General features: G+C 74.4%; 9 protein-coding genes. 6 read left to right on the top strand and 3 right to left on the bottom strand.

What is annotated here, in order from left to right:
- Window positions 1-4 precede the first annotated feature (4 nt).
- Window positions 5-859: an esterase/lipase family protein gene (locus IH25_RS0100570; RefSeq protein WP_030600964.1), complete on the bottom strand. Its 855-nt coding sequence runs from the start codon at window positions 857-859 to the stop codon at window positions 5-7.
- 220 nt (window positions 860-1,079) lie between these two features.
- Here IH25_RS0100570 and IH25_RS0100565 point away from each other — a divergent pair, with 220 nt between their 5' ends.
- The gene (locus IH25_RS0100565; protein ID WP_030600962.1) at window positions 1,080-1,502 is read left to right on the top strand and encodes a cobalamin B12-binding domain-containing protein; all 423 of its coding nucleotides are present in this window, start codon (window positions 1,080-1,082) and stop codon (window positions 1,500-1,502) included.
- Here IH25_RS0100565 and IH25_RS0100560 read toward each other — a convergent pair.
- Window positions 1,478-3,178, bottom strand: a complete 1,701-nt coding sequence (locus tag IH25_RS0100560; protein WP_245172649.1) for a DUF5691 domain-containing protein — start codon at window positions 3,176-3,178, stop codon at window positions 1,478-1,480. The two genes, IH25_RS0100565 and IH25_RS0100560, sit on opposite strands and share 25 nt — an antisense overlap.
- A gap of 49 nt (window positions 3,179-3,227) precedes the next feature.
- Window positions 3,228-4,583, bottom strand: coding sequence for an SWIM zinc finger family protein (locus IH25_RS0100555; protein ID WP_030600951.1), 1,356 nt, complete (start codon window positions 4,581-4,583; stop codon window positions 3,228-3,230).
- Window positions 4,584-4,715: 132 nt separating this feature from the next.
- Between IH25_RS0100555 and IH25_RS0100550 the strand changes: the two genes are divergently transcribed.
- The 5 genes from IH25_RS0100550 to sucD all read left to right on the top strand — a co-directional run bounded on the left by IH25_RS0100550 (window position 4,716) and on the right by sucD (window position 12,204).
- Window positions 4,716-5,846: an ATP-binding protein gene (locus IH25_RS0100550; protein ID WP_030600949.1), complete on the top strand. Its 1,131-nt coding sequence runs from the start codon at window positions 4,716-4,718 to the stop codon at window positions 5,844-5,846.
- Window positions 5,843-8,479, top strand: a complete 2,637-nt coding sequence (locus tag IH25_RS0100545) for a DUF5682 family protein (RefSeq protein WP_030600946.1) — start codon at window positions 5,843-5,845, stop codon at window positions 8,477-8,479. Before IH25_RS0100550 ends, IH25_RS0100545 begins: the two co-directional genes overlap by 4 nt.
- On the top strand, window positions 8,476-9,711 hold the full coding sequence (locus IH25_RS0100540; protein WP_245172648.1) for a VWA domain-containing protein: 1,236 nt from the start codon (window positions 8,476-8,478) through the stop codon (window positions 9,709-9,711). Before IH25_RS0100545 ends, IH25_RS0100540 begins: the two co-directional genes overlap by 4 nt.
- Window positions 9,712-10,117: 406 nt before the next feature.
- Window positions 10,118-11,293, top strand: coding sequence for an ADP-forming succinate--CoA ligase subunit beta (gene sucC, locus IH25_RS0100535; protein ID WP_030600940.1), 1,176 nt, complete (start codon window positions 10,118-10,120; stop codon window positions 11,291-11,293).
- Window positions 11,294-11,319: 26 nt separating this feature from the next.
- Window positions 11,320-12,204, top strand: a complete 885-nt coding sequence (sucD, locus tag IH25_RS0100530) for a succinate--CoA ligase subunit alpha (protein ID WP_030600937.1) — start codon at window positions 11,320-11,322, stop codon at window positions 12,202-12,204.
- The last annotated feature ends 105 nt before the right edge of the window (window positions 12,205-12,309 follow it).

Genomic DNA, 12,309 nt, shown 5'->3' with positions numbered 1-12,309 from the left:
GGTCTCAGGCCACCGTCAGGCCGCCGGTGGTCCGGTCCCCGGGGTGCGGGGCGTCGAGGGCCTCGCGTATGGCGGCGGCCACGGCCGGGTGCACGGGCAGGGCGAGATGCCCGATGCCGCTCACCCGGATGTTGAGCGTGTCGAGATCGGGATGCTCCAGGCAGGCCGTCTCCAGCGGGTCCATGAGGGAGTCCAGGTCGCTCCAGAAGCTCACGAACCGGGTCCGGCAGCCGGGTGCGGGCCGGGCCAGCTCCTCGATCACCGCTGAGCCCGGCCGCATCTGCCGCACGATCGGATGCGCGTCCGCCAGCGGTGCCACCCGGGTCCCGGAGTGCGGGGTGCCCAGCGTGACCAGGGTGCGCACCCGCTGGTCGCCGCCGAGGCACTGGGCGTAATAGCGCGCGATCAGGCCGCCGAGGCTGTGCCCGACGATGTCGACCCGCGCGCTGCCGGTGCGTGCGCAGATCTCCTCGATGTGCCGGCCGAGCAGCTCGGCGGCGGTGCGTATGTCACAGGTCAGCGGGGAGTAGTTCAGCGACTCGACGCGCTGCCGGCCGTGCTGGGCGAGGGCGCGGCGCAGCAGGACGAACACCGAGCGGTTGTCGATGAAGCCGTGCAGCAGCACGACCGGCGGGGCCGGCCGGACCGGCAGCCGGGCGGTGCCGTCGCCGGGGGCGGGCAGGGCGGCGGGGTGGCGTTCCCGGATCAGGCCGGTCGGATAGAGCAGGAGGTGGCCCGCCAGGATCGCGGCCTCCAGGGCCGTCGCCCGGAGCAGCGTCCCGGACAGTCCGGCCAGTCTGTCCGGCCACAGGCGGCGGCAGGACGGGAAAAAGAGCGGCAGTACCCCGGTGACCTTCATTGGCCGACCTCCTGTCGGCACGCGGGGGTCGTCCTCGACTCCCGTGTGCCTCATGTCCCACCATGTGATTTCCCCCTCGCCGCGCACCGTAAAACTGCCCGGTGCGGGATGCTGGGGATAACGTTCGTTCACTTCGACGATGGCGGGACGCGCCAAAAGTGCGGTACTTGTCGGTACGGACGGAAGCGATCGCTTCCGTGGTCGCTTGATGGAGGCAGTGATGGGTGTGGCAGCCGGTCCGATCCGCGTGGTGGTCGCCAAGCCGGGGCTCGACGGTCACGATCGCGGGGCCAAGGTCATCGCGCGGGCCCTGCGCGACGCCGGTATGGAGGTCATCTACACCGGGCTCCACCAGACCCCGGAGCAGATCGTCGACACCGCCATCCAGGAGGACGCCGACGCGATCGGCCTGTCCATCCTCTCCGGCGCCCACAACACGCTGTTCGCCGCGGTCATCGACCTGCTCAAGGAGCGCGACGCCGAGGACATCCTCGTCTTCGGCGGCGGCATCATCCCGGAGGAGGACATCGCGCCGCTGAAGGAGAAGGGGGTCGCGGAGATCTTCACGCCCGGCGCGACGACCTCGGCCATCGTGGAGTGGGTCCGGGAGAACGTCCGTCAGCCGGCCGCGTCCGGCGGCTGAGCGCCCCCCTCCTCCGGCCCGGCGGGCGGCATGAGCTCCCGTGCCATCTCCGCCCGCAGCCGCAGCGTGGTGACCAGCCGCTGGAACGCCTCCGCCCAGTACCCGCCGGCGCCCGGCGCGGCGTCCTCCGGCTCGTCGGGTATCGACAGCAGTGTCTCCAGCCGGGTGGCCTCGGCCGGGTCCAGGCAGCGCTCCGCCAGCCCCATCACCCCGCTGAAGCTCCACGGGTAACTGCCCGCCTCCCGGGCGATGTCGAGGGCGTCCACCACCGCCCGGCCCAGCGGCGGCGCCCAGGGCACCGCGCACACCCCGAGCAGCTGGAACGCCTCCGACAGACCGTGCGTGGCGATGAACCCGGCCACCCACGCGGCCCGGTCCTCCGGCCCCAGCGCGGCCAGCAGCTTCGCCCGCTCCGCCAGGGACACCGCGCCCGGCCCGCCCGCCTCCGGCGCCGACGGAGAGCCGAGCAGCGCCCGCGACCACGCGGCGTCCCGCTGCCGGACCGCCGCCCGGCACCAGGCCGCGTGCAGTTCGCCCTGCCAGCCGTCCGTCACCGGCAGCGCCACGATCTCCTCGGGGGTCCGCCCACCCAGCCGCCGCGGCCAGGTGCCGAGCGGAGCGGACTCCACCAACTGCCCCAGCCACCACGACCGTTCCCCCCTCCCTGCCGGGGGTGTGGCCACCACGCCGTCGCGTTCCATGTCCGCGTCGCATTCGAGCGGCGCCTCCACCACGATCGCCGGCGCGTCCCCGGTACGGTCCAGGGCCACACACGCCGTGGCGCGTACGGCCATCCGCGCGGCGAGCGCCGAGCCCGGAAGCGCCGACAGCAGGTCCGCCGCGGTGGCCCGGACATTGCGGCTGCGGTCGCCCAACGCCTGCTCCAGGAACGGCTCGTCCGCGTCCGACAGGCCCGTGCGCAGCGAGTCGAGGAACATCAGCCGGTCCTCCGCCCGCTCCGTCGCCCAGGTCGACGCCAGCAGGTCCCGCCCCCGCTCGGGCGTGCGGGCGCGCAGCGCGCCGAGCAGCGCCGCCCGCTCCGCGAACAGGCCCTCCCGCCACAGCCGGCGCACCGCCTCCGCGTCCTCGGTGTCCGGCAGCGCCGCCCCGCCGCCGGGGGCCGCGCGCAGGGCGAACCGCCAGTCCGGGTTCAGCCGGGCCAGCCACAGGGCGCGCGGGCCCGCGAACGCCAGCGCCGCCGGGCGCAGGTCGGTACGCCCGCGGGCCGCGTCCAGCAGGGCGGGCAGCGCCTGCGGGGGCGCCGCGTACCCGCGCGCGTTGGCCGCCGCGAGCCACTGCGGAAGCAGTTCCATCAGGTCCGGGGTGCTGCCCCGCCGCCCGCCGCCCGTGCCCCCGGACCGGTCCGCCAGCAGGGTGGTGAGCCGGCGGGCCGCCGCCGCGGGCAGCGGCGGGCGCGGATCGGCGGGCGCGCGCTCGGGCCGGTGCGCCGCCCGTCCGGGGCGCAGCCCGGCCCGTCGCCGTACGGTGGCCACGGCCGCCGCGTCGAGCAGCGCCGCCGGTGCAGTACGGCCGGGCGGGACGTGCGCCGGGGCGCGCCGGTCGGTGCCGAGGAGCGCGGTGGTGACCAGCTCTTCCCAGGTGCCGTCCTCCCAGGTGCCGTCCTTCCAGGTGCCGTCCGGTATCGCCGTGTCCCTGCCGCTCGGTGCCCCGTTCATCGTGCTCCCTCCCCTTCGCCTGCCCGCCCTCGTGTCCAGATACCGCCGGTCAGCACAGCGGCACCGCCTCGCCCGTCCCCTCCGGCCAGGCCGTGAGCGGGGTGAACCCGCGGTGGCCGCACTCCCCGAACACGGTGACGGGGGCGCCGCCGGACAGCGCGACCAGCCGCCACAGGCCGGGCCGGGACCGGGCCGGCCCGGTCAGCGGCAGGGCCGTGTCCGCATCGGCGTCGGCCAGCTGCCACCGGTCGCCGTCCGGGACCGGTATCACCCGGTCCAAGGTCACCGGGACCGACTCCAGCCAGGGGTCGTCGCGCAGCGCCTCGCCGTAGCGGGCCGCCGCCTCGGCGGTGGTCGTCCCCGGCGGCCGGAACGCGGCCGGCGCCGGCGCGGCGAACCGCTCGCCCAGGGCGGCCCGGGCCCGGCCCCCGCCCGGATACGTCGTCAGCTCCGCCTCCAGCGCCAGCCCGACCGGCAGGGACAGCTCCGGGGCCCGGCCCGCCGCGCCGTAGGACAGCACCTGCCGGGTCCGGCCGGATCCGGCGCCGTGCAGCCATATCCGGCGGGTCGTCAGTTTCGGGTCCACCACGTCGTACTGCGCGAGGACCAGCCAGCGGTCGCGCAGCGGCGGACCGTCCGGCGCCGCGGGCAGACCGATCCGGGAGCGGACCGTGGCCGCGAGGGCGTCCGGCAGCCCGGCCCGGCGCAGCCAGCCCTGGTCGAGCAGGTGCAGCAGCGCGCACTCCTCCAGCAGCCGTGCCGGCCAGCCCGCGCCGGACGCCGGGACGGCCCCCAGCTCCCGGACGCGTGCGGCCAGGCCCGGGGCCTGGGCGTCGACCATGCGGGCCGCCGTCTCGTCCCACCAGCCGTACCCCGTCTGTTCGGCCGCGGCCAGGCCGCCGCGCAGCAGGTCCGCCAGGCGCTGCTCCAGCTCGGTCGCGCCCGCCGTGACCCGCTCGGCCCGGCGCTCGGCCCGCCGCCGGGCCGCCTCCGGATCGGCGGCACCGCCGGCCGAACCCTCCTCACCCCGGGTCTTCCTGGCCTCCTCCCGGCCGCGCCGGCCCGCGAGCCACTGCCCGGCCCAGTCCGGCGGCCGCTCCCCGGCCGGCACCGCGTCCTCGTCGCCCGCCCACAGCAGGAGCAGGCCGAGCGCGTGCTTGCACGGGAACTTACGGCTCGGACAACTGCACTTGTATCCCGGACCGGTCGCGCCGGCCAGGTCCACCACCGTCTGGTACGGCCTGCTGCCACTGCCCTTGCACAGCCCCCACACCGTCCCCTCTCCGCTCCCGGTCCCGGACCACGGTCCGGCCACCCCGAGCTTGCTCCCCGCCTTGCGTGACGCGGCGTCAGGCGCCAGTGCCAGCACCTGCTCCGCGGTCCAGCGCACCCCCTGCTCAGTCATGCCACCGACGGTAGGCCCCGCCACTGACAATCGGCCCGGCGAGCGCGTTTGCGCAGGTCACAGCGATTGTCAGTGGCGTGGTGCACGGTGGATGCCAGAACCGAACCGGCCGAGCTGGAGGGGGCCTCAGCCATGACTGTGTCCGTGGAACCGACGACCGCCACACCCCACCGCGACCAGACCGAGCAGGCGCTGCGACCGCACGCCGAGCAGGCCTTCGCGGCCGAACTCGCCGCGCTCGCCGCGCAGGACGACCGCCCGCGCCCGGCCCGCTGGAAGCTGTCGCCGTGGGCGGTGGCGACCTATCTGCTCGGCGGCACCCTGCCGGACGGCACGGTGATCACACCCAAGTACGTGGGCCCGCGCCGCATCGTCGAGGTCGCCGTCACCACGCTCGCCACCGACCGCGCCCTGCTCCTGCTCGGCGTCCCAGGCACCGCCAAGACCTGGGTGTCCGAGCACCTGGCCGCCGCCGTCAGCGGGGACTCGACGCTGCTGGTGCAGGGCACCGCCGGCACCCCCGAGGAGGCCATCCGCTATGGCTGGAACTACGCGCGGCTCCTCGCCCACGGCCCGAGCCGCGACGCCCTCGTGCCCAGCCCCGTCATGCGGGCCATGGCCGAGGGCATGACGGCCAGAGTGGAGGAGCTGACCCGGATCCCGGCCGACGTGCAGGACACGCTGATCACCATCCTGTCCGAGAAGACCCTGCCCGTCCCCGAACTCGGCGAGGAGGTCCAGGCGGTCCGCGGCTTCAACCTCATCGCCACCGCCAACGACCGCGACCGCGGGGTCAACGACCTCTCCAGCGCCCTGCGCCGCCGCTTCAACACCGTCGTGCTCCCGCTGCCCGAGAGCGCCGACGCCGAGGTGGACATCGTCACCCGCCGGGTGGAACAGCTCGGCCGCTCCCTGGACCTGCCGGCCGCGCCCGACGGCATCGAGGAGATCCGCCGGGTCGTCACCGTCTTCCGGGAGCTGCGCGACGGCGTCACCGCCGACGGCCGCACGAAACTGAAGTCCCCCAGCGGCACGCTGTCCACGGCGGAGGCCATCTCCGTCGTGACCAACGGCCTCGCCCTCGCCACCCACTTCGGCGACGGCGTGCTGCGGCCGGGCGATGTCGCCGCCGGCATCCTCGGCGCCGTCGTCCGCGACCCGGCCGCCGACCGGGTGGTCTGGCAGGAGTACCTGGAGACGGTCGTGCGCGAGCGCGAGGGCTGGACCGACTTCTACCGCGCCTGCCGGGAGGTGAGCGCGTGACCGGCGCCCCGGAGAGCACGGCCTACGACGCCGGGCCGCTGCTGCTGGGCGTACGGCACCACGGACCCGGTTCCGCGCGCGCGGTGCGCGCCGCGCTCCAGGCGGCCCGGCCCGCCGTCGTCCTCATCGAGGGCCCGCCCGAGGCCGACCCGCTGATCCCGCCGGCCGCCGATCCCGGTCTGCGGCCCCCGGTCGCCCTGCTCGCGCACGCCGTGGACGAGCCCGGCCGCTCGGCGTTCTGGCCGTTCGCCGAGTTCAGCCCCGAGTGGGTGGCCATCCGCTGGGCCCTGGAGCACGACGTACCGGCCCGCTTCATCGACCTGCCGGCCACGCACACGCTGGCGTGGGCGGAGGAAGCGGGGGAAGCGGGGGGATCCGGGGCCGAGGCTGGTGGGGGTGAGGAGGACGGCGGCGAGCACGCGCCTGGTCCCGTTGGCCGTCGGGCCGGGTCCGACGATGTCGGGGACGTCCTCCGTGTCGATCCGCTCGCCGTGCTCGCCGAGGCGGCCGGGTACGACGATCCGGAACGCTGGTGGGAAGACGTCGTGGAGCACCGGGGGCCGGGCGCCGACGACCCCTTCGCGCCGTTCACGGCGGTGGGGGAGGCCATGACGGCACTGCGCGAGCGGTACGGCGCCGGCGGGCGCCGGGACCTCGTCCGCGAGGCGCACATGCGGCTGCGGCTGCGGGCGGCGCGCAAGGAGTTCGGACCCGCCGTGGCCGTGGTGTGCGGGGCCTGGCACGTACCCGCGCTCCGCGAGAAGACCACCGTCACCGCCGACCGGTCCCTGCTCCGGGGCCTGCCCAAGGTGAAGACCGACGTGACCTGGGTGCCGTGGACGCACCGCAGGCTGGCCCGGTCCGGCGGGTACGGCGCGGGCATCGAGTCGCCCGGCTGGTACGGGCATCTCTTCCAGGCCCCCGACCGGCCGGTGGAGCGGTGGCTGACCAAGGTGGCGGGACTGCTGCGCGAGGAGGACCGGATCGTGTCCTCCGCGCACGTCATCGAGGCCGTCCGGCTCGCGGAGACGCTGGCCGCGCTGCGCGGCCGCCCGCTGCCCGGCCTCGGCGAGACCACGGACGCCGTGCGCGCGGTGCTGTGCGAAGGGTCGGACGTGCCGTTGGCGCTGGTGCACGACCGGCTGGTGGTCGGGGACGCCCTGGGGGAGGTACCCGAGTCGGCGCCCGCGGTGCCGTTGCAGCGCGACCTGACCCGGCAGCAGCGCTCCCTGCGGCTCAAGCCCGAGGCGCTGGAGCGCGATCTCGAGCTGGACCTGCGCGGTGACACCGACGCCGGGCGCAGCAGGCTGCTGCACCGGCTGCGGCTGCTCGGCGTCGACTGGGGCGAGCCGGTCCGGTCCCGGGGCGGCACGGGCACCTTCCGGGAGACCTGGCGGCTGCGCTGGGAACCGGAGCTGTCGGTGCGGGTCGCCGAGGCGGGCGTGTGGGGGACGACCGTACAGGCGGCGGCCCGGGCCAGGGCCGAGGCGGACGCGGCGGCGGCGCGCGCCCTGGCCGACGTCACCGCGCTCGCCGAGCAGTGCCTGCTGGCGGGGCTGCCGGAGGCGCTGCCCGTGGTGATGCGGGTGCTCGCCGACCGGGCCGCCCTGGACACGGACGTCGGTCACCTGGCCCAGGCCCTGCCCGCCCTGGTCCGCTCGCTGCGCTACGGCGACGTGCGCGGCACCGACACCGGGGCGCTGGCCGAGGTCGCCGCGGGACTCGCCGAGCGCGTCTTCGTCGGCCTGCCCCCGGCCTGCGCCGCCCTCGACGCGGACGCCGCGGAGGAGATGCGCGCCCACGTGGACGCCGTCCACACGGCGGTGGGCCTGCTGACGGAGAGCCTGGCCGGGACGAGCGCGGAGGCCGGCGGCGCGTCCCCCGCGGACTGGCCCGCGGAGACGACCGGTGGCGAAGAAGGCGCAGGTCAGGACGGAGACGGCCTGGCCCCCGGCAGAGATGGCCAAGCCCCTCAGGGGGAGGCCACCCATGCGGACGGCCAGGCCCCCGGCAGGGAACGCGCGCCTTCCGGGGGCGGGTCCGGGTGTGCGGTCGGTGGGGGATTGCGGGAGCGCTGGCGGGGGGTGTTGCGGGCGTTGTCGCTGCGGGACACCGCGCCGGGTGTCATCCGGGGGCGGGCCGTGCGGCTGCTGCTGGACGACGGCGCGTTGCCGCCCGGGGAGGCGGCCCGGCTGATGGGGCTCGCGCTGTCGCCGGGCACGCCGCCGCCCGCTGCCGCCGCCTGGATCGAGGGCTTCGCCGGTGGCGGGGGCGGACTGCTGCTCGTCCACGACGAGCGGCTGCTCGGCCTGCTCGACACCTGGCTGACCGGGGTGCCGTCGGACGCCTTCACCGACGTACTGCCGCTGCTGCGGCGCACTTTCGCGGCGTACGAGCCGGGGGTGCGCAGAACCCTCGGCGAACTGGTCCGGCGCGGCCCCGGTGACCGTCCGGGCGGTGCCGCCCAGGCGACCGTGGTCCCCGGCTTCGCCGCCGGACCGGACACCGCGCGCGCCGACGCCGTGCTGCCCGTGCTGCGGCTGCTGCTCGGCCTGGCGGCGGACGACGGCACGGACACGGCGGACACGACGAAGACGACAGGTCACGAGAGCCTCGCGGGGGTGGGCACATGACGGACACGACGGCCGGACAGGCACCGGCACCAGTACAGGCACAGGCACAGGCACCAGTACAGGCACCGGCACCGGTACAGGCGGCCGACCCGGCGCGGGAGCGGCTGCGGCGCTGGCGGCTGGTGCTCGGCGGGGACCAGGCCGACGGCACCGGATGCACGCTGACCGGCCGGGACGCGGCGATGGACGGCGCACTGGCCGCGCTCTACGGCAAGGGGGACAAGCCGCAGGCGGGGCGGGAGCGTGCGGCCGGGCTCGGCGCCTCGGCACCGTCCGTGGCCCGCTGGCTCGGGGACATCCGCGACTACTTCCCGTCCTCCGTCGTCCAGGTCATGCAGCGCGACGCCATCGACCGGCTGGGCCTGGCCTCCCTGCTGCTGGAGCCGGAGACGCTCCAGGCGGTGGAGCCCGACGTGCACCTGGTCGGCACGCTGCTCTCGCTGCACAAGGCGATGCCCGACACGACCCGGGAGACGGCCCGCGCGGTGGTGCGCAAGGTGGTCGAGGAGCTGGAGAAGCGGCTCGCCACCCGCACCCGGGCCACCCTCACCGGCGCCCTGGACCGCAGCGCGCGCGTCCAGCGCCCGCGCCACCACGACATCGACTGGAACCGCACCATCGCGGCCAACCTCAAGCACTACCTGCCGGAGTACCGCACGGTCGTACCCGAGCGGCTGATCGGCTACGGGCGGGCGGCGCGGTCGGTGAAGAAGGAGGTCGTGCTCTGCATCGACCAGTCCGGGTCGATGGCGGCGTCCGTGGTCTACGCGTCGGTGTTCGGCGCGGTCCTCGCCTCCACGCGGTCGATCAGCACCCGGCTCGTCGTCTTCGACACGGCGGTCGTCGACCTCACCGACCAGCTGGACGACCCCGTCGACGTGCTCTTCGGCACCCAGCTCGGCGGGGGTACGGACATCAACCGGGCGCTCGCCTACTGCCAGGAGCGGATCACCCGGCCGGCCGAGACCGTCGTCGTGCTGATCAGCGACCTGTACGAGGGCGGCATCCGCGACGAGATGCTCAAGCGGGTCGCCGCGATGAAGGCGTCCGGGGTGCAGTTCGTCGCGCTGCTCGCGCTGTCGGACGAGGGCGCGCCCGCGTACGACCGGGAGCACGCGGCGGCGCTCGCCGCGCTCGGCGCACCGGCCTTCGCCTGCACCCCCGACCTGTTCCCCGAGGTGATGGCGGCGGCCCTGGAGAAGCGCCCGCTGCCGATACCCGACCCGGCCTGACCCCGGACGGCCGCCGGCCCCGGCACGGCCCCGGACCGTCCAGGGCCGCACGGAACCATCCGGAACCGCGTGGAGCCGCCCGGAGCGCCCGGAGCCGCGCGTCTCACCTGGCCCGTTCCCGCCCGGTGAGACCGCGCAGACCGCGCAGACCACCCGTGGGCACGCAACCGCACCCATACGGCGGCACCCCGTGCCAGTGATCGCGGCATCATGTGACAGGTATCACCGCGCGTGTGTGACCCTCGATTTAGGGAGCCCCCTCAAGCGGCGATAACCTGCGAGACGGACATGCCGCGCGCTCGGACACCGTGTGCGCCTCCCTTGTGACAAGCGGACGTCACGTTGCCCTTCGCGGCACGCCCACGCATCCAACGAACCGCGAGATCACTGATAGGGACGGAAGCGCGTGGACCTGTTCGAGTACCAGGCGAGGGACCTCTTCGCCAAGCACGATGTACCGGTGCTGGCCGGTGAAGTCATCGACACGCCTGAGGCGGCGCGCGAGATCACCGAGCGGCTCGGCGGCAAGTCCGTCGTCAAGGCGCAGGTGAAGGTCGGTGGCCGCGGTAAGGCCGGTGGCGTGAAGCTGGCCGCCACCCCGGACGAGGCCGTCGCCCGTGCGACGGACATCCTCGGCATGGACATCAAGGGCCACACGGTCCACAAGGTCATGATCGCCGAGACCGCTCCGGAGATCCTCGAGGAGTACTACGTCTCCTTCCTCCTCGACCGCGCCAACCGCACCTTCCTCTCCATCGCGTCCGTCGAGGGCGGCATGGAGATCGAGGAGGTGGCGGCCACCCGCCCCGAGGCCGTCGCCAAGATCGCGATCGACGCCATCGACGGTGTGGACGAGGCCAAGGCCCGCGAGATCGTCGAGGCCGCCAAGTTCCCGGCCGAGGTCGCGGACAAGGTCGCGAACGTCCTGGTCAAGCTGTGGGACACCTTCATCAAGTCGGACGCGCTCCTGGTCGAGGTCAACCCGCTGGCCAAGGTCGCCTCCGGTGAGGTCATCGCCCTCGACGGCAAGGTGTCGCTGGACGACAACGCCGAGTTCCGCCACGACTGGGACGAGCTCCACGACAAGGCCGCCGCCAACCCGCTCGAGGCGGCCGCCAAGGAGAAGGGCCTCAACTACGTCAAGCTGGACGGCGAGGTCGGCATCATCGGCAACGGCGCCGGTCTCGTCATGAGCACCCTGGACGTCGTCGCGTACGCCGGTGAGAAGCACGGCGGCGTCAAGCCCGCCAACTTCCTGGACATCGGTGGCGGCGCCTCCGCCCAGGTCATGGCGAACGGCCTGGAGATCATCCTGGGCGACCCGGACGTGAAGTCCGTCTTCGTGAACGTCTTCGGTGGCATCACCGCCTGCGACGAGGTCGCCAACGGCATCGTGCAGGCCCTGAAGCTCCTGGAGGACCGCGGCGAGAAGGTCGAGAAGCCGCTCGTCGTCCGCCTCGACGGCAACAACGCCGAGCTGGGCCGGAAGATCCTCACGGACGCCGCCCACCCGCTGGTGCAGCGCGTCGACACCATGGACGGCGCGGCCGACAAGGCCGCCGAGCTGGCCGCCGCCAAGTAAGTACGAGGACGAGGACTCAAACCACCATGGCTATCTGGCTCAACAAGGACAGCAAGGTCATCGTCCAGGGCATGACCGGCGCCACCGGCATGAAGCACACCAAGCTCATGCTCGGTGACGGCACGAACGTCGTGGGCGGCGTGAACCCGCGCAAGGCGGGTCAGACCGTGGACTTCGACGGCACCGAGGTACCCGTCTTCGGCACCGTCAAGGAGGCCATCGAGGCCACCGGCGCCAACGTCTCCGTCATCTTCGTGCCGGAGAAGTTCACCAAGGACGCGGTCGTCGAGGCCATCGACGCCGAGATCCCGCTGGCCGTCGTCATCACCGAGGGCATCGCCGTGCACGACACGGCCGCGTTCTGGGCGTACGCCGGCAAGAAGGGCAACAAGACCCGCATCATCGGCCCGAACTGCCCCGGCATCATCACCCCGGGCCAGTCGAACGTCGGCATCATCCCGGGCGACATCACCAAGCCGGGCCGCATCGGCCTGGTGTCGAAGTCCGGCACGCTGACGTACCAGATGATGTACGAGCTGCGGGACATCGGCTTCACCACCGCCGTCGGCATCGGTGGCGACCCGATCATCGGCACCACCCACATCGACGCCCTGGCCGCGTTCCAGGACGACCCCGAGACCGACCTCATCGTGATGATCGGTGAGATCGGCGGTGACGCCGAGGAGCGTGCCGCGGCGTTCATCAAGGAGAACGTGACGAAGCCGGTCGTCGGTTACGTCGCGGGCTTCACCGCGCCGGAGGGCAAGACCATGGGTCACGCCGGCGCCATCGTCTCCGGCTCCTCCGGCACCGCACAGGCCAAGAAGGAGGCCCTGGAGGCCGCCGGCGTCAAGGTCGGCAAGACCCCGACCGAGACGGCGAAGCTGGCCCGGGAGATCCTCTCGGCCTGACCGGCCCCGGCCCGTCATCGGCAGGCCCGCCCCGTCGCCCGGGGCGGGCCTGCCGATGTTTCCGCCTGGTCTTCGCAAGGCCCGCCCACCACCACCGGCCGACCC

Origin of the sequence: Streptomyces achromogenes subsp. achromogenes, from assembly GCF_000720835.1 — a bacterium.
GTDB classification, from domain to species: domain Bacteria; phylum Actinomycetota; class Actinomycetes; order Streptomycetales; family Streptomycetaceae; genus Streptomyces; species Streptomyces achromogenes.
This window is presented reverse-complemented; position numbering and strand designations above follow the sequence as displayed.

Bases quoted from the DNA above. Each gene is read 5' to 3' on its own strand.
- IH25_RS0100570 (WP_030600964.1), bottom strand. From the start codon at position 859: ATGAAGGTCACCGGGGTACTGCCGCTCTTTTTCCCGTCCTGCCGCCGC.
- IH25_RS0100565 (WP_030600962.1), top strand. From the start codon at position 1,080: ATGGGTGTGGCAGCCGGTCCGATCCGCGTGGTGGTCGCCAAGCCGGGG.
- IH25_RS0100560 (WP_245172649.1), bottom strand. From the start codon at position 3,178: ATGAACGGGGCACCGAGCGGCAGGGACACGGCGATACCGGACGGCACC.
- IH25_RS0100555 (WP_030600951.1), bottom strand. From the start codon at position 4,583: ATGACTGAGCAGGGGGTGCGCTGGACCGCGGAGCAGGTGCTGGCACTG.
- IH25_RS0100550 (WP_030600949.1), top strand. From the start codon at position 4,716: ATGACTGTGTCCGTGGAACCGACGACCGCCACACCCCACCGCGACCAG.
- IH25_RS0100540 (WP_245172648.1), top strand. From the start codon at position 8,476: ATGACGGACACGACGGCCGGACAGGCACCGGCACCAGTACAGGCACAG.
- sucD (WP_030600937.1), top strand. From the start codon at position 11,320: ATGGCTATCTGGCTCAACAAGGACAGCAAGGTCATCGTCCAGGGCATG.